This window comes from Streptomyces sp. NPDC091281, from assembly GCF_044757425.1.
Taxonomy (GTDB): Bacteria; Actinomycetota; Actinomycetes; order Streptomycetales; family Streptomycetaceae; genus Streptomyces.
The window spans coordinates 365,128-383,336 of record NZ_JBIVUY010000008.1 but is presented as its reverse complement, the minus strand read 5'-3'; the positions used below and the strand labels follow the sequence as shown (position 1 = coordinate 383,336).

The 18,209-nt window shown below is 72.9% G+C and carries 23 protein-coding genes and 1 pseudogene; 14 read left to right on the top strand and 10 right to left on the bottom strand.

Annotated elements, in window-relative coordinates:
- Positions 1–29 precede the first annotated feature (29 nt).
- On the top strand, positions 30–497 hold the full coding sequence (locus ACIQPQ_RS22965; RefSeq protein WP_401306377.1) for a hypothetical protein: 468 nt from the start codon (positions 30–32) through the stop codon (positions 495–497).
- A 9-nt stretch (positions 498–506) separates the two neighbouring features.
- Here the strand turns inward: ACIQPQ_RS22965 and ACIQPQ_RS22960 are convergent, their stop codons facing one another.
- Together ACIQPQ_RS22960 and ACIQPQ_RS22955 are read right to left on the bottom strand one after the other, a co-directional pair.
- The gene (locus ACIQPQ_RS22960) at positions 507–1,193 is read right to left on the bottom strand and encodes a response regulator (protein ID WP_401306485.1); all 687 of its coding nucleotides are present in this window, start codon (positions 1,191–1,193) and stop codon (positions 507–509) included.
- 113 nt (positions 1,194–1,306) lie between these two features.
- Positions 1,307–2,584, bottom strand: coding sequence for a sensor histidine kinase (locus tag ACIQPQ_RS22955; RefSeq protein WP_401306374.1), 1,278 nt, complete (start codon positions 2,582–2,584; stop codon positions 1,307–1,309).
- Between the two features lie 589 nt (positions 2,585–3,173).
- Between ACIQPQ_RS22955 and ACIQPQ_RS22950 the strand changes: the two genes are divergently transcribed.
- On the top strand, positions 3,174–3,677 hold the full coding sequence (locus tag ACIQPQ_RS22950) for a hypothetical protein (RefSeq protein ID WP_401306372.1): 504 nt from the start codon (positions 3,174–3,176) through the stop codon (positions 3,675–3,677).
- A 91-nt stretch (positions 3,678–3,768) separates the two neighbouring features.
- Here the strand turns inward: ACIQPQ_RS22950 and ACIQPQ_RS22945 are convergent, their stop codons facing one another.
- From ACIQPQ_RS22945 to ACIQPQ_RS22935, 3 genes are read right to left on the bottom strand one after another with little or no spacing between them, the layout of a single operon-like run.
- Positions 3,769–5,187, bottom strand: coding sequence for a dipeptidase (locus ACIQPQ_RS22945; protein WP_401306370.1), 1,419 nt, complete (start codon positions 5,185–5,187; stop codon positions 3,769–3,771).
- Positions 5,188–5,192: 5 nt separating this feature from the next.
- On the bottom strand, positions 5,193–5,630 hold the full coding sequence (locus ACIQPQ_RS22940; protein WP_401306367.1) for a hypothetical protein: 438 nt from the start codon (positions 5,628–5,630) through the stop codon (positions 5,193–5,195).
- Positions 5,627–7,123: an APC family permease gene (locus tag ACIQPQ_RS22935; RefSeq protein ID WP_401306364.1), complete on the bottom strand. Its 1,497-nt coding sequence runs from the start codon at positions 7,121–7,123 to the stop codon at positions 5,627–5,629. The genes ACIQPQ_RS22940 and ACIQPQ_RS22935 overlap by 4 nt, the downstream gene beginning before the upstream one ends.
- A 339-nt stretch (positions 7,124–7,462) precedes the next feature.
- On the opposite strand from ACIQPQ_RS22935, the gene ACIQPQ_RS22930 reads away from it, so the two are divergent.
- A complete protein-coding gene (locus ACIQPQ_RS22930) occupies positions 7,463–8,779 on the top strand; it encodes a threonine/serine exporter family protein (protein WP_401306361.1) in 1,317 nt (438 codons plus the stop codon).
- A 51-nt stretch (positions 8,780–8,830) separates the two neighbouring features.
- Here the strand turns inward: ACIQPQ_RS22930 and ACIQPQ_RS22925 are convergent, their stop codons facing one another.
- Positions 8,831–9,502 (bottom strand): NADPH-dependent F420 reductase, encoded by a 672-nt coding sequence (locus tag ACIQPQ_RS22925; protein ID WP_401306359.1) that lies wholly within the window; start codon positions 9,500–9,502, stop codon positions 8,831–8,833.
- A 105-nt stretch (positions 9,503–9,607) separates the two neighbouring features.
- On the opposite strand from ACIQPQ_RS22925, the gene ACIQPQ_RS22920 reads away from it, so the two are divergent.
- The gene (locus tag ACIQPQ_RS22920) at positions 9,608–9,994 is read left to right on the top strand and encodes a winged helix-turn-helix transcriptional regulator (RefSeq protein WP_401306356.1); all 387 of its coding nucleotides are present in this window, start codon (positions 9,608–9,610) and stop codon (positions 9,992–9,994) included.
- A gap of 138 nt (positions 9,995–10,132) precedes the next feature.
- Positions 10,133–10,828: a DUF6445 family protein gene (locus ACIQPQ_RS22915; protein WP_401306353.1), complete on the top strand. Its 696-nt coding sequence runs from the start codon at positions 10,133–10,135 to the stop codon at positions 10,826–10,828.
- 119 nt (positions 10,829–10,947) lie between these two features.
- Here the strand turns inward: ACIQPQ_RS22915 and ACIQPQ_RS22910 are convergent, their stop codons facing one another.
- Positions 10,948–11,283, bottom strand: coding sequence for a glyoxalase superfamily protein (locus tag ACIQPQ_RS22910; protein WP_401306351.1), 336 nt, complete (start codon positions 11,281–11,283; stop codon positions 10,948–10,950).
- A 13-nt stretch (positions 11,284–11,296) separates the two neighbouring features.
- Here ACIQPQ_RS22910 and ACIQPQ_RS22905 point away from each other — a divergent pair.
- Positions 11,297–11,629, top strand: a pseudogene (locus ACIQPQ_RS22905) (AraC family transcriptional regulator); the annotation flags it as partial.
- 56 nt (positions 11,630–11,685) lie between these two features.
- Here ACIQPQ_RS22905 and ACIQPQ_RS22900 read toward each other — a convergent pair.
- Positions 11,686–12,426, bottom strand: coding sequence for a class I SAM-dependent methyltransferase (locus ACIQPQ_RS22900; RefSeq protein ID WP_401306348.1), 741 nt, complete (start codon positions 12,424–12,426; stop codon positions 11,686–11,688).
- Between the two features lie 976 nt (positions 12,427–13,402).
- Here ACIQPQ_RS22900 and ACIQPQ_RS22895 point away from each other — a divergent pair.
- The 3 genes from ACIQPQ_RS22895 to ACIQPQ_RS22885 are packed head-to-tail and all read left to right on the top strand — an operon-like array spanning position 13,403 to position 15,040.
- A complete protein-coding gene (locus ACIQPQ_RS22895) occupies positions 13,403–13,660 on the top strand; it encodes a hypothetical protein (RefSeq protein WP_401306346.1) in 258 nt (85 codons plus the stop codon).
- Entirely contained in the window at positions 13,635–14,168 is a 534-nt protein-coding gene (locus tag ACIQPQ_RS22890; protein WP_401306343.1) for a DUF6879 family protein, read from the top strand. Before ACIQPQ_RS22895 ends, ACIQPQ_RS22890 begins: the two co-directional genes overlap by 26 nt.
- A 20-nt stretch (positions 14,169–14,188) precedes the next feature.
- Positions 14,189–15,040, top strand: a complete 852-nt coding sequence (locus ACIQPQ_RS22885) for a helix-turn-helix domain-containing protein (RefSeq protein ID WP_401306340.1) — start codon at positions 14,189–14,191, stop codon at positions 15,038–15,040.
- A gap of 20 nt (positions 15,041–15,060) precedes the next feature.
- On the opposite strand, the gene ACIQPQ_RS22880 is transcribed toward ACIQPQ_RS22885, so the two are convergent.
- Entirely contained in the window at positions 15,061–15,480 is a 420-nt protein-coding gene (locus ACIQPQ_RS22880; RefSeq protein WP_401306337.1) for an ATP-binding protein, read from the bottom strand.
- A gap of 235 nt (positions 15,481–15,715) precedes the next feature.
- Here ACIQPQ_RS22880 and ACIQPQ_RS22875 point away from each other — a divergent pair, with 235 nt between their 5' ends.
- Genes ACIQPQ_RS22875 through ACIQPQ_RS22855 form a run of 5 tightly spaced genes read left to right on the top strand, consistent with a single transcriptional unit; the run spans position 15,716 to position 17,357 of the window.
- Positions 15,716–16,534: a helix-turn-helix domain-containing protein gene (locus ACIQPQ_RS22875; RefSeq protein ID WP_401306335.1), complete on the top strand. Its 819-nt coding sequence runs from the start codon at positions 15,716–15,718 to the stop codon at positions 16,532–16,534.
- A gap of 10 nt (positions 16,535–16,544) precedes the next feature.
- Complete coding sequence (locus tag ACIQPQ_RS22870; RefSeq protein WP_401306333.1) at positions 16,545–16,721, top strand: DUF397 domain-containing protein; 177 nt, start codon at positions 16,545–16,547, stop codon at positions 16,719–16,721.
- A 42-nt stretch (positions 16,722–16,763) separates the two neighbouring features.
- A complete protein-coding gene (locus ACIQPQ_RS22865; RefSeq protein ID WP_401306331.1) occupies positions 16,764–16,973 on the top strand; it encodes a DUF397 domain-containing protein in 210 nt (69 codons plus the stop codon).
- Positions 16,970–17,161, top strand: a complete 192-nt coding sequence (locus ACIQPQ_RS22860; protein WP_401306329.1) for a DUF397 domain-containing protein — start codon at positions 16,970–16,972, stop codon at positions 17,159–17,161. The genes ACIQPQ_RS22865 and ACIQPQ_RS22860 overlap by 4 nt, the downstream gene beginning before the upstream one ends.
- Positions 17,162–17,174: 13 nt before the next feature.
- Positions 17,175–17,357, top strand: a complete 183-nt coding sequence (locus ACIQPQ_RS22855) for a hypothetical protein (protein WP_401306327.1) — start codon at positions 17,175–17,177, stop codon at positions 17,355–17,357.
- 21 nt (positions 17,358–17,378) lie between these two features.
- Here ACIQPQ_RS22855 and ACIQPQ_RS22850 read toward each other — a convergent pair whose 3' ends face one another.
- The gene (locus ACIQPQ_RS22850; RefSeq protein ID WP_401306325.1) at positions 17,379–18,155 is read right to left on the bottom strand and encodes a helix-turn-helix domain-containing protein; all 777 of its coding nucleotides are present in this window, start codon (positions 18,153–18,155) and stop codon (positions 17,379–17,381) included.
- Positions 18,156–18,209 lie beyond the last annotated feature (54 nt).

The following is an 18,209-nucleotide window of genomic DNA, read 5'->3' as shown; positions in this document are numbered from 1 at the left end:
TCGCCGCCGTACTCCTGTGTCTCGCCGCCGTGACCGCGCTGACCGGCTGTTCGGACGGCGACTCCCCGTCGTCGGTGGCCAGCGGGGCCGCGTCCGCCGCGAGCCGGGCCGCCTCGGCCGGGGAGTCGGCGGCCAGCCGCGCCGCTTCGGCCGCCGAGTCGCTCGCCTCGCGGGCCCCCGAGGCACTGGCCTCGGCGACCGCCGAGGTGGGCCGCAAACTGGACGACATCAAGGACGGCACCGACGCCGCCTCGGACGTGAAGACCGGCACTCCGAAGGCGGACGGCGACCGCAGCACCGTCGAGGTCACCGCCACCAACACCGACGACGCCACCCGCTCCTTCGCCGTCCAGGTCGACTTCACCGACGCGGGCGGCAACCTCCTCGACACCGTCCTCGACGTCGGCGCGGGCGGGTCCGGCACGGCGACGGCCCGCAGCAACCGGGACCTCCAGGGAGAGGTGAAGGCCAAGATCGGCCGGGCGGTGCGCTACTGAACGGCCCGGTCAGGCGCCCGGCGGGGGCGGCCCGGCGGGGCGGACGATGCCGTGCCGCCGGGCGTAGTGCGTCGCCGCGACGCGGTCACGGCAGCCGGTCTTGGCGAAGATCCGGTTGATGTGGGTCTTGACGGTGTTGTTGCTGAGGAACAGCGCCGCGCAGATCTCCGGGTTGCTCAGCCCTTCCGCCAGCAGGGCCAGCACCTCCGCCTCGCGTGCGGTGAGGTGGTCCGGGAGCGGGCCCGCCGGTGTCGTCGCGGGGGCCGGGTCGGCCGGTGCCCCGGCGAGCAGCGCGGCCCGGACCTTCGGGTCGAGCACGGCGTACCCGGTGGCCGCGCTGTGCAGGGTGCGGGCGATGTGCAGCCGGTCGGCGTCCTTGGTGAGGTAGGCGCGCGCCCCGGCGCGGAGCGTGTCCAGGACCATGGGGCCGTCGTCGTACGTGGTCAGCACGACGACGGCGACGTCGGGGTGCTCGGCGGTGAGGCGGCGGGTGGCGGTGACGCCGTCCATCACCGGCATGTGCAGGTCGAGCAGGATCGCGTCCGGGTGGTGCGCGGCCACCGCCTCCAGGGCCCGCGCGCCGTCGGCGGCGGTCGCCACGACGCTGATGTCGGGGAGGAGGTCGAGCATGATCGCGAGGCCCTCGCGCACGCTGGCCTGGTCGTCCGCGACGACGATCCGCAGCACGGGCTCCATGAGGCCGGGGCTCGGCGCGGGTCCCTCCGGGGCGGTGGTCGGCGGGGGCTGCTGCGGGCCGGGGCTCGGCGCGGGCCCGTCCGGGCCGGTCGGCGGGGGCTGCTGCGGGCCGGTCATCGTGGCACCCGTGCGGTGAGCACCCAACGGCCGTCCTCGACGCCGGTCTTCAGGTGCCCGCCCGCGAGCAGCAGCCGCTCCCGGATGCCGGTCAGGCCGTAGCCGCCGTCGACGGTGCTGAGCACCGGGCCGGACCGGGCGCCGTCCGGTGCCCCGGCGGGGGCGAGGGTGGGAGCGGGCACGGGGTTGCTGACGGTCAGGGTCACCGTCGTAGCCGTAGCCGTATCCGCAGCCGTATCCACGTCTGTGTCTGTGTCTGCGTCCACGTCGGCGTCGGCGTCGGCGTCGGCGTCTGCCTGCAAGGTGATGTCCACCCGCTGACCGGGGGCGTGCTTGGCGGCGTTGGTGAGGGCTTCCTGGGTGATGCGTACGAGCAGCAGGTTCCGCTCCGGGGAGAGGTCGGGCGGCGGGGTGCCGAGGGTGAGGTGTACGGGGGTGCGGTGCAGGTGACGGTGGTTCTCGGCGAGGGTCTCCAGGGCCTGGGGCAGGGGCGGGCCGTCGGCGCGCAGGGCGTGGACGGCGCGCCGGGTCTCGGTCAGTCCGTCGGCGGCCAGCCGCTGGGCGCGGGCGAGGACATCGTCGGTACGGGCCTCCTGGCCGCCCCGGGCGAGCAGCGCGCGGGCCGCCTGGATCTGGATGCCGAGCGCGCCGAGGGACTGGGCCAGTACGTCGTGGATCTCGCGGGCGAGGCGGGCCCGTTCGTCGAGGACCGCGGTGAGCCGCTGCTGGGCGCGGAGTTCCTCGGCCTGCGCGAGGAGGCGGGCGGCCTGTTCGGCGCGCAGCCGGTAGGCGCGGCGGTTGAGGCCCGCGAGGAGGGCCACGACCAGCAGCAGGGGGAAGCCCAGGAAGACGCCACGGCCCGCGCCGAAGGCCAGGGCGCCGACCTGGAGGGCCAGCACGCCGAGGGCGGCGACCACCCAGCCGTCGCGCAGCCGCGTCTCGCTCCCGGCCGCGATGACCGCCATGATGGCGAGCCCGATCATCGCGGAGCCGTGCGGCGCGGCGCTGGTCAGGGCGGAGGCGGCGGTGATCAGGCCGAGGAGGTACGGCAGCGGCGGCCAGGCGCGGTACGGGGCCGGGCTCGCGGCGGACCGGTCCGCGACGGCGCGGCGCAGATCGGCCGCCGCCCAGACGGCGAAGGCGGCGGCGGACAGCCCGTAGGCGACGGTCACCGGGACCGAGCCCGGGTGTCCGGCGGGGGTGAGCACCAGGCTGTCGATGCCGACCAGGACGAGCGCGACGGCCCGGATCAGCCACGAGGCGACGCGGAGCACGGCACTACGATACGGCTCCGGCCACCGCCGTGACGGCGGCCGGAAGCCCACCTCCACGGAGCCCTCCTTCATGGAGCCCACGCCCACGTCCACAACGCCCACCTCCACGGCGCCCCCCTGCACGGCGCCCGGAGCGGCGGCATCCGGGGCGAGGCCGAGCCGGGCAGCGAGGCCTCCCGATGCGGGGCCGCCCGACGCGAAGGCACGCGACGCGAGGGCACGCGGACTGGACAACACGGCCTCGGCCTCCGTCGGCTCGGCGGGGAACGGGAAGGGGCGGGGAACGGGAAAGTGCAGGGGGCTGGAGGGGGCGGGAAGAGACGGCCCCGGGCGGGGGTCCGTAGCGGTCGGCGGTGCACGGTCGGGGCCACCGTAGGAGCCGGGCGGGCGGCGGGGCGTCACCCCACGGGGTGAGCGGCGGGGTGAGGCGCGGGCGGCGCCCGTCACCCCGTGGCCGCAGCGGCCGGGACCGTCGGCTCGTCCCGGGGGTCACCGCGTGCGGCGACGCGGCGGACGGGGTCTCTCCCGAAGCTGGGCGGCAGGTAACCGTCCCCCGGAGAAAGGCCCCGTGGCTGCCATGGACCAAGCGATGATCATCAACGGAGTCGTGCTGTTCGCCGTGCTGGAGGCGGATCTCGGCCCGCACCGGGTCGTCGGCAGGTTCCGGCTGCTGCGTCCGGTGGTGACCGCGGCGGCGATCGTGCCGTTCTTCGCGAAGGGCCTGGTCACCGAGGGCGCCGGGCTGGCGCTGGAGATCGCCGGGGTGCTGGCGGGCCTGCTCTGCGGCCTGCTCGCGGCCCGCGCGATGGAGGTCTACCGCAGCCCGCGCACCGGCCGCCCCGTCAGCCGCGCCGCGTGGGGCTACGCCGCCGTGTGGATCACCGTCATCGGCGCGCGCGCCGCGTTCTCCTACGGGTCGGTGCACTGGTTCCCCACCCAGCTCGCCTCCTGGATGGCCGGCCACCGCATCTCCGGCGACGCCCTCACCGACGCGCTGCTGCTGATGGCGGTCACGATGATGCTGACCCGTACCGCGTCCCTGGCCGCCGGCGCCCGCGCGGTCCTGACCCGGGACCCGGCGACGGCGGCCTGAGCGGGCACGCGGCGCCCGGACCCGGCCCCGTTCCCGGCCCCCCTCTACGGCCCCGGCCCGGTGAGCCGTACGTAGGCTCGGTGGCCTCCGCTCAGCGGGCGCGCGAGGCGAACTCCCGCAGGAACAGGGCCTCCACGTGGGCCATGTGCGCGATCTCCGTCGGGTCGACGCTCTCGTTCGGGGCGTGGATGAGGCAGCGGGGTTCCTCCACGCCCATCAGGATGATCTCCGCGTCCGGGCAGGCCGCCGCGAGGACGGTGCAGAGCGGGATCGAGCCGCCCTGTCCGAGGAACGCGAGCGGACCGCCGTACACCGCGCGGACGGCGCGATCGAGAGCCGCGTAGGCCGGGCCGTCGGTCGCCGCGCGGAACGGGGCGCCGGTGCTCTCCCGCTCGACGGAGACCCGCGCACCCCAGGGCACCGCGTGGGTGAGGTGCGCGGCGAGGGCGTCGAGCGCCGCGTCGGGGTCCATGCCCGGCGGGACGCGCAGGCTGACCCGGGCGCGCGCGGTGGCCGGGACGGCGGCGGCGGAGCCGACGACCGGCGGGCAGTCGATGCCGAGCACGGTGACGGCGGGCCGCGCCCACAGCCGGTCCGCGACGGTCCCGGTCCCGGTGAGCCGTACGCCGGGCAGGACGCCCGCGTCGGCCCGGAACCGTTGCTCGTCGTAGCCCACGCCGTCCCAGGTGCCGTCGGTGTCGAGGCCGTCGACGCGGGTGGCGCCGGTCTCCGGGTCACGGAGGGTGGACAGGGCCTGGACGAGCGCGGCGAGGGCGTCCGGGGCGGGGCCGCCGAACATGCCCGAGTGGACCTCGCCGCGCAGGGTGTCCACGGTGACGACCAGGTTGGCGAGGCCGCGCAGGGTGACGGTGGCGGTGCCGGTGCCGACCTCGGCGTTGCCGGTGTCGCACACCAGCAGGGCGTCGGCGGCGAACTCCTCGGGGTGGGCGGCGACGTAGCGTTCGAGGCCGCCGGTGCCCTGCTCCTCCGAGCCCTCCGCCACGAACCGCAGGCCCACCGGCAGGTCGTCGCCGAGGGCGCGCAGCGCGGTGAGGTGCATGACGATGTTGCCCTTGCAGTCGGCGGTGCCGCGCCCGTACCAGCGGCCGTCGCGCTCGGTGAGCGTGAACGGCGGGGTGGTCCAGGCCGCGTCGTCGAGCGGGGGCTGCACGTCGTAGTGGCAGTACAGCAGGACGGTGGGGGCGCCGGGCGGGGGCGGGCGGTGGCCGAGGACGGCGTGGCTGCCGTCCGGGGTCTCCACCAGGCGGACGTCCTGGAGTCCGGCCTCGGTGACGGCGTCCGCGACCCAGCGCGCGGCCCGTCGGCACTCCTCCGCCGGGTACTGGCGGGGGTCGGCGACGGACGGGATGGCGACGAGGGCCGTGAGGTCGGCCAGGGCGCGGGGCATCAGCGCGGCGACGCGGTCACCGAGCCCGTCGGGGGAACCTCCGGGGCCGTTCCGCGCTTCCGTGTCCGGGTTCGCGGGGGAGTGCTGCGCGGGTTCGGTCATGCCGGTCACCGCCTCACCGTGGCGTCGGTCGACAGGTCGTCGAGTTGGTCCTGGATCCGGTGGAGCTTGTCCGGGCAGTAGACGCGGAGGATCTCCGCCTCGGCCATCAGCGCGGCGCCGTCGCCGATGACGGGCCGCTGGCCCACGAACGCGGCCCCGTTGGAGACGTTGATCTTCCACAGCGCCGACTTGAGGGCGCCGGCCGGGTCGTCGCAGACCTGGCCACCGTCGGTGCCCAGGATGCGTTCGACGGTGTCCGTGTCGGGCCGGGAGAATCCGGCGGCCACGGCGGCGTCAGCGAGCTGGTTCGCCTTGTCGGCGGACTCGTCACCGGTCTTCACGGTCTCGAAGCGGATGATCCCGGCAACGGCGAGGCCGAGCAGGACGACGATCGCGCCGACGTAGAGCCAGCGGTGCTCGGAGGCGAAGCGGGTGGGGCTCATCGCGCCTCACCGCCCTCGACCGCGGCGACCTGGGCCGCGGCCTCCGGGTCGCGCCAGCCGGGCTTGCGGAACTTCAGGAACGCCCAGGGGATGAGCAGACCGAGGACCACCAGGCCGGAGCCGATCATGAGGACGTACGACCAGACACTGCCGTCGCCGAACTGCGAGGGCGGCACGAACCCGATGGCGAGGGCGGCGACCGAGGCGAGCAGGCCGACCGTGCACATGACGTGCAGGGCGGGCACGCGGTAGCCGCGCGGGTGGTCGGGCTGGGTCTTCCGCAGGCGCATCGCGGCGGCGAACATCAGCAGGTAGACGATCAGGTAGACCTGCGTGGTGATGGTGGAGAAGATCCAGTAGACGCTGGAGACGTTCGGGATGAACGCGTACATCAGGGCGATGACGGTGGTGACGACGCCCTGGGTGACGAGGATGTTCTGCTGTACGCCCCGCTTGTTGAGCTTCTGGAGGAACGGCGGCAGGTAGCCCTCGCTGCGGGAGATCTCCAGCAGGCCCTTCGACGGTCCGGCCAGCCAGGTCAGCATGCCGCCGAGCGCGGCGGCGACGAGCATCACCGCGGCGACCGGGGTGAGCCAGGCGACGTGGAAGTAGGCGAAGAAGGCGTTGAACGCCTGCATCACCCCAGCCGTCAGGCTCAGTTGGTCGGCGGGGACCACCCAGCTGATGGCCAGCGCGGGCAGGATGAAGATGACGAGGACCAGGCCCATCGCCAGGAACATCGACTTCGGGTACTCCTTCGCCGGGTCCTTCAGCGAGGACACGTGCACGGCGTTCATCTCCATGCCGGAGTACGACAGGAAGTTGTTGACGATGAGCACCAGGCTGGCCAGGCCCGCCCACTCCGGCAGCAGGTGACTGGCCGTCATCGGGGCGGCCGAGTCGTTGCCCTGGCCGAGGAAGACCATGCCGAGGACGACGAGGATCGTGCCGGGCACCAGCGTCCCGATGATCAGCCCCCAACTGGACAGCCCTGCCAGCGCCTTGGTGCCGCGCGAGGACACCCATACCCCGGTCCAGTACAGGACCATGATGACGATCGCCGTGTAGAGGCCGCTCGCGGCGAGGGAGGGGTCGATGACGTACGCGATGGTGCTCGCGACGAAGGCCAGCAGGCTGGGGTAGTAGAAGATCGTCATGGCGAACTGGCACCAGACCGCGAGGAATCCGAGCGGCTTCGACAGGCCCTCGCTGACCCAGCGGTAGACGCCGCCGCTCCATCCGGAGGCCAGTTCCGCCGAGACCAGCGCGGTCGGCAGCAGGAACACGATCGCGGGGACCAGGTACAGGAACACGCAGGCCAGGCCGTAGACGGCCATCGTCGGCGCGGCCCGCAGGCTGGCCACCGAAGCGGTCGTCATCAGCGCCAGCGTCACCCAGCTGAGCAGGGGAGGCGCCCCGGCCCTGGCCGTGGTGCGCGCGGCCTGCGCCTGCCCGGACTTCGGCAGGTCGGCGGGGACGTCCATCGACGCCATGGGGGCTCCTCCTCTGGCGGGGGGGCGGGGCTCGCCCGGTACGGGGCGCAGTCGGGGGCGCGGATCGCCCGGTACGAGAACGGGCCGTGGCCCACTGCCAGCGTGCGGTGCAGTGGGGGCGCACGCAGGGCGGGTGGACCGTACGGGTGAGGGGTGGAGGGTTGGGGGGGGCCGGAGTCGTACGGGTCGACGGGGGTGGGGGCAGGGGGCGTACGGGTCAACGGGGGTGGGGGCAGGGGGCGTACGCGGGTAGGGGCGAAGGTCGTACGGGTAGGGGGCGCTCGCGGGCTCGCGCGGCGCCGGGATGCCGACCGCCCGCCCCGCCCGCACCCTGGTCCCGTGCAGCCCCCGCAGAGCACCCCCGCCCCCGACTCCGCACCCACCCCTGACTCCGGCCCCGCCCCTACCGCCCCCGTCTCCCCCGCGGCCGTGTCCGATCTGGTGCCGTTCCTCGCCCGCCTGACCACGCTCCTCCTGCGGTCCTCCGGCGAGGGGGCGCACCTGATCGGGCCGACGGTGGCGCGGTGCGCGCGGGCGTACGGCGGGGAGGCGGCGCTGCTGCTCGTCCCCGAGGCGGCCGTGCTCACCGTGACGGCGGCCGACGGGGAGACCCGTACCGTCACGGTGCGCGGCTTCCCGGAGGTGTTCCGCCTCGACCGGGACACCGCGCTGAAGCCGCTGCTCACCGACGTCGAGGCGGGCCGGGCGGGCCTGCGGGAGGCCGCCCGGCGGCTCGCGGCGATCGAGCGGGCGCCCGCGCCGTACCCCTGGTGGCTCAAGCTGCTCGGGGTGGTGCTGTTCGCGCTCGGGTTCGCCCCGCTGATGCAGGCCACCTGGTACGAGATCGCCACCACGGCCGTCCTCGGCACGCTCACCGCCGCGCTCGCGGTGGCCGCCGACCGGGTGCCGCGGCTGGCGCTGGTGCTGCCGCTGGTGGCGTCGGCGGCCGTGTCGTTCGTGACGATCGAGCTGTTCGCGGACGACCCGGCGCGCGGTGGCCCGGTCCTGCTGATGCTGCCCGCGCTGTTCTACTTCGTCCCCGGCGACTACCTGAGCGCGGCCACCGCCGAACTGGCGGGCGGCCTCATCACGACGGGCGCGATCCGTCTGGTGTACTCCGTGTTCCTGCTGGTGCAGCTGTACGTCGGTGTCCTGCTGGGCGTGCTGGTGACGGGCACCTCCACCCGCGCCCTGTTCGACGTCGCCGCCGACGCGGATCTGCCGCGCTGGGCGCTGTTCCTGAGCTGGATCGTGTTCACGGCGGGCACGGTGCTGGCGTTCGCGATCCCGTACCGCCTGTTCTGGCCGCTGCTGCTGCTCGTGTACCTGACCGTCGGCGTGCAGACGGGGATGACGAAGCTGATCGGGGAGGTGGGCGGCACGTTCGTCGCGGCGGCGGTGCTCGCGGCGGCGGCCTCGGTGATCTCCCGCCCCGCGCACCGCCCGCCCCGCCTGGTCCTCCTGCTCCCCGGCTTCTTCACCCTGACCGTCGGTTCCCTCGGCATGCGCGGCCTGACGACGCTGGCGGGCGGCCATGTCATCGACGGTTTCAAGGACTTGATGGAACTGGTGACGATCGTGACGGCGATCGCGGTGGGCATGGTGACGGGCGCGGCACTGGCCCGGCCGCGGGAACGGAGCGCTCCCGCGCGATGAGCGCGCCGGGCCACCCCGGTCCCCAGGTGACGAGCACCCACCGGGGAACCCTCAGCGGACGCTGCCCGCTTCCCCGTCGGCGGGCCCGGCGGCGTAGGCGAGCGGCGGGGCCACGGCCTGCGCGTCGGCTCCCTCGCCGACCCAGAGGCCGATGAAGAGGGCGGCGGTCGCTTCCAGGAGCCCGGCCCGGTCGAGGCCCCCTGCGGAGACGGGCGTACAGCCGAGGTCGCGCACCAACTGGCTTACGCGTACGAGGGATTGCTCATCGTCGCCGGAGACGGGCACGGCCAGGGGCCGGCCGTCGAAGACGGGCGGGTGCATCCGCCACACGTCCTCGTGGCAGAGGTTGAACGCCTTGACGACGTGCGTGTCCGGCGCCGCGTCGGCCAGGCGGCGGGCGGCCGAGGGGCCGCCGTCCGTCAGCAGCCGGAAGCCGGGCCCGACGGGATTGGAGCAGTCGAGCAGCGTCCGTCCCGCCAGCTCCGTGCCCAACTCCCCTACTACGTCGGCCCCCACGCCGTACGGCAGCGCGGCGAGGACCACGTCACCGGCCTCGGCCGCCGTCCGCAGCTCACCGGCCCTCGCCCCGCCGCCGAGCCGTGCCGCGAGCCGCTCGGCCCGTCGCACGTCCCGCCCGCCGACGGTCACCTGATGCCCGGCCCGCACCCAGTGCGTGGCGAGCGCGTCGGCCATATTGCCGGTGCCCAGTACGCCGATCCTCATCGCGTGTTCCCCCTCCGTCGCCGCCGGACCACAACCGGCCCGGCGCCGAGTCCTGTTGACGTCGTTCCCCTGACGCTAGAGAGCGGCTCGGGCACCATTCGGTACGTGACGCCGACGACGCCCGACGCCTTCCTCGCCGACTGCCGCGCCCGCCTCGCCTTCGACCTGCTCGCGAACACCTGGAACGCCGTGGTGCTCCAGGCGCTGCGCGAGGGCCCGCGCCGCCCGGCCGACCTGCGCCGGCGGATCGGGGGCATCAGCTCCAAGGTCCTGACGGAGACCCTGCGAAGACTCCAGTTCAACGGCCTGGTCGACCGCCGCCCGTGCCCCGGCGCCGCGTCCGGGGTCGAGTACCGGCTGACCGCGCTCGGCCGGACCCTGCTGGCCCCGATGGACGCCGTGGGGGCGTGGGCCTTCGCGCACGGCGACGAGGTGATGGCGGCGCAGGAGGCGGCACGGGCGGAGGGGACGGAGGGGGTGGAGGGGGACTGAGCATCCCCCAACGGCACCCCGCCGAGGTTTAGTTGACGCAGGGTTGACCGTCCGCGACCGTATGCATACTCTCCCGCGACCGAGTCCATACTTCCGCGCGGGCGAGTCATGACCGGCCCCGGACTTAGCGTGCGTTACATGTCCATGCCACAGAGGTCATCCCGTCCCGGCACGGCCGCCCCGCTCCCCGTGCTGCCGTACCGGAAGCCCACGAAGGGGCGCGACTACTGGGTCTTCGACGATGTGCTCCCGGACGTCGCCGAGGTCCGGGAGCGCTGTCTGGCGAAGGACGACTGGGTGCGCGGCCACCCGTACACGGCGGAGGCCTGGCCGGGCCTGCGGGCGATGCCGGGTCTGGAACCGGCCGAACTCGCCCGCGTGGAACGGCTGGTGCGACAGGCGACGGGGGCGCGTGAGCTGTGGGTGCAGCGGACACCGGGCGGGGGCACCCTCAACCACAACTGCGTCCAGGTGGTCGGCGAGGGGGAGTCCAGCCCGCGCCCGCACACCGACTCCCGTTCGCTGTGCCGGTACGCGGCGGTCCTCTACCTCAATCCGGCGGTCCCCAAGTCATGCGGCACCAGCTTCTACCGCCAGTCCCTGCCCGGCGGCCGCCTCGGCGGCAACGTCGTCCAGCCCCCGCACGAGAACCTGGTGGACGCTCTCGGCACCCGCTTCGTCGCTCCCGACGCCTTCGAGGAGGACCTCACGGTCCCCCACCGCGCCAACCGCCTCCTCCTCTACCACGCCAACCTCGTGCACAGCGCGACCGGTTACTGCGGGACGACGCTGGAGGAGAAGCGGATGACGGCGGTGTTCTTCTGGATGGCGTGAGGGGGCGGTCCAGGAGTCAGGGAGTAGTCCAGGAGTCAGGGGGGCAGTCCAGGAGTCAGGGGGGCAGTCCAGGAGTCAGAGGGCGGGCGCCACGGCCCGTCCGTCCCACCGACTCGGCGTCACTCCCCCGGCGTACTGACCCGCAGCCGATTGCCGTCCGGGTCACGCACCTCGAACTCACGCGCGCCCCAGGGCATTTGCTCGGCCCGCAGACCGAACTCATCTGCCACCGCGTCGACATCGTGGACGCGGAGGTAGAGGAGGGTGTCCGGGCGGGCGTCGCCGGTGTGCTCGGAGAGGAACAGGCGGACACCGCTGCGGGCGACCTCGACGAACGCGGGGAAGCCGGGCTCGAAGCGGTGCTCCCACTGCTGGGCGAAGCCAAGCCGCTCGTACCAGGCGACGGCGACGGCCGCGTTCTCGACGCGGAGGATGGGGATGACTTCCTCGACCATGGGGTCATCGTGGCAGGTGAAGGGCGATCCCGTACACGGCGACCGCGACTCGGCGGTCACGGCGGTCACGGCGGTCACGGCGGTCACGGCGGTCACCAACACGGTCGCCCGGCGCCTCGTCGTACCGCCCCACCGAGCGGGCTACCAGGCCCAGTTCGTCGCCGCGCCGGTCCCCGACCGAGACGACCCCCCACTCGCCGCGCTGCTCCCGTGGACCACCGCCCGCCTCGACCAACCCCTCACGGTCGACGGCCTCGCCCGCCGGACCGGGATGAGCACCCGCCCCTTCCACCGGACCCTGGGGGTGGCACCGGACGCGTATCGGCGGACGTTCAGGGAGCGGTGAGGGGGGTGGCGGGGTCGGCGCCTGCTCCGGCGTGCAGCGCATGGGGGGGGTTCAGGTCACGTCGGACGGCGGGCCGACACCAGCAGTGTCGCCGCCCTGCGCGGCCCGTCGGCCGTGGCGGGCCACACCTCCACCGCGACGTCCGTGAACCCGACCCGCCCCAGGAGCCCGACCCACACCCGCTCGGTCAGCACCCAGCGCGGCAGCGTGGCCGCCACCCCGTCGGGCGTCGTCATGGCGACTCTGCCGGGTGCACCGTCGGCCCGCGCGGGCGCGCCCGTCACGCAGTGGGCCAGTGTCGAGAACACCAGCCGCCCACCCGGCCGGAGTGCCGTCGCCGCGGCGGGAAGCAAGTCCTGCGGATCGGTGAAGTCGACGGCCCCGAACACGGAGTACAGCACGTCGTAGGCGGCGGGGACGGTCCGGAGGTACGCGGCCACCTCGCCGGGCACGATCCGCAGACGCGGCCCGAGATGCCCGTACAGCTCGGCGGCCGTCGCGCGCTGCGCGGGCGAGGAGTCGACGGCGTCGACCCGGGCGGGCCGGTGCCGGACGGCCAGATACGCGGCGTGCCGCCCCGCCCCCGCCCCGAGATCCGCCACACACGCCCCGTCCAGATCACCCAGAACCTCCGCACCGGGCCCGGAGTCCTGCCCCCACGTCCACCGAAACCGCTCGGGCACCTCCCGATCGGTCGCGGCACGGGCACGGCCGTAATCGTGCCAGAGGTCGGGGGTCGTCTCGGGGGTGGCTTCTAAGCCGGTCTCCGGGTCGGTGCCCGGTGGGGTCGCTGTCACTCGGTCATCCTGCGCGGGGGCGCTCGCCGGAGGGCCCGGAACCGGTCGAAGTCACCCCACGGCGTGACGGGGGCGAGCGGAACGAGCCGCGTCGGCCGGGTAAGTCTGCCGACGCCACGGGTGGAGTCGCCGCTCGAACTGTCCCCGGAGATCGCCCTCTTCAACGAGCGAGGGAACCGGCCCCAGCCGAGCGGGGAGCCCACGGAGGCCGCCGGTACGTCATCGGTGTGGCCGACGTCGCCTGGATGCGGCGTACGCCGTGTTCGACGCGGTCGGCTTGCCCTGGCGCCCGCTCTCGACCGACGGGCATCCGTCCTTGCACCAGACGACCCTCGGTACGACGCCGGAGCAGCTCTCGGGCAGAAACGTCTGGACGGCACCGACGACAGTCCGGCCGCAGCGGTCGCAGATCATCGGCGCCTCCGCACCAGCCGGTAGAGGGCCCGGCCGATGTCGCACTCGTCGGACCGGCCGACGCACAGCTCACACGTCCGGGCGTGGACGAAGAGGGCGTCGTGCGCGCGGGCCGCAGCACAACGGCGACAGGACCTGGGGAACCAGCGCTGCCCGTCGGCCTCGGCCGGTTCGCCGAGGTCCACGGCGGACTCGCCCGTCAGTTCCTCCGGACACCAGACACAGACGGCACCACGCCGCCGTACGTCGGACAGATCCTCGCGGACCGGAAGGCCAAGCAGTGCCGGGAGTGCCTGAGGGATCACCGCTGTAGGTACGTGGGGTCTTCCGTGCGCCATGCCGACTCCAGACGTTGATCAGCTCTCGCGTGGCTGCCGGGCCCGGCACGACGAGGTTCCGCTCACGACGTTAGACACCTGCCTCCAGAAGCAGCCAGCAATGTGCATCAATGTGCAGCCACTCACTTGAACAGCTTGCTGGCGGAATATAACCCTTGATCTGCCCCCGATCATCAGCACTACTGATACACATCGGTGCACGACTTTCCTCAAGGAGCGACGCCATGTCCTTGCGCTACATCGGGATCGACCCCGAGACCGGCAAGAACGGCTCACCCACCGCCTGGATCGACCCCGACACCTCCGACATCGTCATCCAGAGCTACGTCGCCGACGCGGCCACCCGGACGGAGTGCCTTCGGAACCCCGCCCCCGGGCACGCTCCCGGCATCCCCGACCACGAAGCGGTCATCCGTGTTCCCGCCCGTCTGATCCCGGTCCTCAGGGAGGCCTGCGATGCCGCAGAACGTGCCCAGCTTTGACGCGTTGATGGAGGCGGCCCGCCACAGCGCCGTCCACCTGGAGATGCGGGACCAGTACGCCGTGGGCGACGAGGCCGATGACTTCGGCGCCTGGCTCGCCGGAGGTGAGCGCGACACCGACCCCGGCTCGGAGTACTGGGCGCCCTGGGTCGACCTGATCTCCCGCGCGGTCGGCCGGGGCGTCACCGTACGACGGGCCCGCGTCGTGTCCGAACCCGTCACCGACTACATCCGGTACGAGCACGCGGCGACCGGTGTCAACGTGGCCGCGGGCGAGCTGGTGCGCTGGCTGCCCAGGCGGCGCGCGGCCGATCTGCTGCTGCCGGGCGCCGACCTGTGGATCTTCGACGGACAGCAGGTGCTGTTCAACCACTTCACCGGTGACGGCGACTGGGCCGACCCCGGCATGGAGCTACGCTCGGAACCTGACGTCGCGAAACGCTGTTCGGACGCCTTCGAGTCCGTCTGGGAGCGCGCCGTCCCGCACGACCAGTACGAGATCCGCTGACGAAGGCACCCGACCGGTACATGTCCTCCTCCCCGTCGTCCTCCGCCCAGGCCGCCCGTGAGAACGTCGCCGGGCGGCTCCGTGGACTGAGGAGGAACGCCGGTCTCACGGTGACCGAACTGGCGGCCCGCTGCGACTGGCACCACGCGAAGACCAGTCGCATCGAGAACGCCCGGACTCCTCCCTCTCCCACAGACATCCGACTGTGGTGCCGCGCCACCGACGCCGCCGAGGAGGCCGCCGACCTCATCGCGGCCTCCCAGCAGGCCGAGACCCTGTACCGGGAGTGGCGACGGCGGGTACGCACCGGGCTGGCCCGGCTTCAGGAGAGCTACGTCGAGCTGTACCGGTCCACCGCACTGTTGCGCGTGTACTCCCCGGTCCTCGTACCGGGCCTCCTCCAGACCGAGGGCTACGCCACCGCGCTGCTGAGCATGAACGCCCAGTTCCTGGAGGTGCCCGACGACGGGGCGGAGGCCGCCGTCGCGCGTCTGGAACGCTCGCGGGTGATCCACGAGCCGGGACACCGCTACGTGTTCGTCATCGAGGAGGCCGTCCTCCACTACCAGCTCGGTGACGCCGAGGCCATGGCGGCGCAGCTCGGCCACCTCCTCACGGCCGGGGCCCTGCCCGCGGTGTCGCTCGGCATCATCCCGGCCTCGACGAGCAATCGACGCCTCTGGCCGCAGGAGACGTTCGACGTCCATGACGACACCCTCGTCTCCGTCGAACTGCTCACCGCCGAGGTCAATGTCACCCAGCCCACCGAAATCGTCCTGTACACCAAGGCGTTCGAGCGACTGCGCGGCATGGCCGTGTACGGCGCCGACGCCCGCGCGCTGATCCTGCGGGCGATCGAAGCCCTGCGCTGAGCCGGGATGCGCCCCGCCCACTAGGACGCCACCGGCAGCTCGCACCACACGAACTTGCCGTGCCGCCCGAAGCGGGCCAGCGGGTGCCAGCCCCACACGTCGGCGAAGGCCCGCACCAGCGCGGTGCCGCGCCCGTTCTCCGCGTCCGTCAGGTTCGCCCAGTCGTCCGGCGGCTCGGGCGGCTCCGGGTCCGCGTCCCACGCACCCACCCGCAGCACCCCGCCCGCACAGCGCAGCCGGAAGATCGCCGGCCCCTTGGTGTGCAGCACGGCGTTCGACACCAGCTCGGAAGTGATCAGCTCCGCCGGTTCCGCAAGGTGGGCAAGCCCGTGCACGGTCAGGATCAGCCGCAGGGTGCGACGGCACACCGGAACGGCCTTCGGGTCGTTGGGGATCTGGAGGGAGTACTCCCAGGGCTCGTCGGAGGTGGTTCCAGGCATGCGTCAACTCCGTGTGTGGGGTGAGGGGTTGAGGGTGCGGTGGCAGTGCCGCGGACGTCCCGGCAGGACGAAGCGGTGCGCTTCCGCAGAGTGAGGCTCGCATCACCGACGGTAGATCTAAATGTAGAGACGCGGCAAGCAGGTCGCGTAATCTGACTCCGAACGAGTCGCGCCCGACGGCGCGTTGAACCCAGGAGCAGGCAAGGCTTTGAGGCGCGAACCAACGGCACGCCAGATGCGGCTGGCGACTGAGCTGCGCAGACTCCGGGAGGCGGCCGGTCTGACCTCACGCCAGGCCGCGGCGCTGCTGGGAGTGAGCCCCACCCAGATCACCCACATCGAATCTGGCCTCGCGGGCGTCAGCGAGGAACGCCTGCGCCGCCTCGCCTCCCACTACGCCTGTACGGACACCGAGTTCATCGACGCCCTGGTGGCCATGGCGACGGATCGGACGCGGGGGTGGTGGGAGGAGTACCGGGGGTTGCTGCCGACGTCGTTCCTGGACGTGTCCGAACTCGACCACAACGCCGCGTTCCACCAAGAGGTGGCCATCCTCTACGTGCCGGGTCTCTTGCAGACGGAGGACTACGCCCGAGCCGTCTTCTCTGCGCGCGTTCCGGAACTCACGCGCGAAGAACTGGACGTGCGCGTCGAACACCGGCTGGCTCGGCAAAGAGCAATCGACGGCAACGCGGCGAAGCCGTACAAGGTCGTGCTCCACGAGGCCGCTCTGCGGATCAGAGTCAGCGACCGGGCGGTGTGCCGGGCGCAACTTCTGCGGCTCCTGGCACTCTCCGAGGAGGCACACATCACGGTGCGCGCCGTTCCGTTCGACCTGGACGGATTCGGCAGGGCGGCGGACACGATGACCTACGTGGGCGGGTCCGTCCCAAAACTCGACACCGTGATTCGCGACGTGCCCCACGGCTCGGCGTTCATCGACTCCGACGCACAACTCGGCGTCTTCCGTGCTCGGTTCGATAAGGTCGAAGACGTCTCGCTCAACCCCGGCAAGACACGCGACTTCCTCCGCACGTTGGCCCAGGACTTGTGAGGCACATCCCGTGAACTGGCAGAAGTCCACCTACTCCGGCCCCGACGACGGCAACAACTGCGTCGAACTCGCCGCAAGCCGCGCGACCCTCCACCTCCGCGAGAGCGACGCCCCCGACACGGTCCTCACGGCCGACCCGAAGGCCTTGGCTCACTTGCTCGCGGCCCTTCAGGGGCGCACGCTGTAGAGCATCCACCGGTCGGCGAATTGACGATGCGAGGTACATCGCATGACAGCGATCCCGATCCCTGTCATCTGGCAGAAGTCGAGCTACTCAGGCCCAGACGACGGCAACGACTGCGTCGAACTCCGTTCCGTCGCTGAGGCGTTGAATCTGCGCGAGAGCGACGACCCCGCCGTCGTCCTGGCCGTCGATCCTGCCGCGATGGCCCATCTGCTCGACGCCGTGCGCTCGGGCACCCTGCCGGGGCTCCTGTGAGCGACGCCGACGGGTGGCAGAAGTCTTCCCACTCCGGCGGCGGAGACGGCTCGAACTGCGTCGAACTCCGCGCCACCGGCCCCACCCTCCACCTCCGCGAGAGCGACACCCCCGGCGCCGTCCTCACGGCCGCCCCCGCCGCCCTCGCCCACCTCCTCGAAGCGCTCCACAGGAGCGCCCTCTCTTGAGACGGGCTTCCTCGTGACTGCGAGCGCGCGTCAGAACGCCATGGACCGGCTTCGTGAACTTGCCGTGCGGCTTGAAGAGGAGCACGGCCGGGTGACGGCCTGCGAGGAAGCAGCGGCGCTGGAGCGTATCTCCCGCATCGACGGCTGGCATGACGCTCAGCCGTCGCCGTCGCCGACGCCGACGCCGACGGACTAGGTCGGCTCAGCCGAGCCCGCCCTACGGAACCGGCGGTTCAGCGCCCTCCCGTTCCGGCTCTCCGGTTCCCCCGATCCCCCCAACCCCCCGCCCGCTGTACAGCACATCCCGTGCCTGTTCCGCCGCTCTCGTGATGCTTTCCGTGATGAAGTCCAGGTAGCGGGCGATGTTTTCGAGGCGGGTGCCTGCGGGGGTGGTGGGGCCCATGATGTCGGCGCCCTGGCGGGCCGTTTCGACCATCTGGGCGGTGGAGCGGGCGCTGGCCAGCATCGACTGGTACCAGACGTCGTCGTCGACGACGTACCGCTCGCGCCGCCCCTCCTCCCGCTCCCTGCGGACCAGGCCCTGGCTCTCCAGGAAGGCGATCGCCTTCGAGATGGACGCCGGGCTGACGCCGAGGCGGTCGACCAGTTCGGCCGCCGTGAGGCTGCCCGCGTCCGTCGTGTAGAGGCACACCAGCACCCGCGACATCATCTTGTTCGACAGTCCCGTCTGCATCAGGACTGTCGTGAACTCCTCCTCGTACGCCCGGACCGCCTCCGGGTCCCGGCCGTGCGCCTGCGCGGGCGCCGCCGTGTCGCGCGGAGCGGCCGTGCGGCGGCGGTGCGCGCGGTGTTCCGTCGCGCGGTGGGCCAGGTCGGCGCGGTAGCCCGCCGGGCCGCCGTTGCGCGTCACCTCACGCGTGATCGTCGACGTCGGGCGGTCCAGCCGCCGCGCGATCTCCGCGTACGCCAGGCCGTCGGCCAGTCCCAGCGCGATCTGCTGGCGTTCCTGCTGGGTGAGTCTGCCTCCCGGCACGCCTCCGCCCTCCTCCGTCGTCCACGATGCCTGTCCGGTCGGCGTCAGCATAGC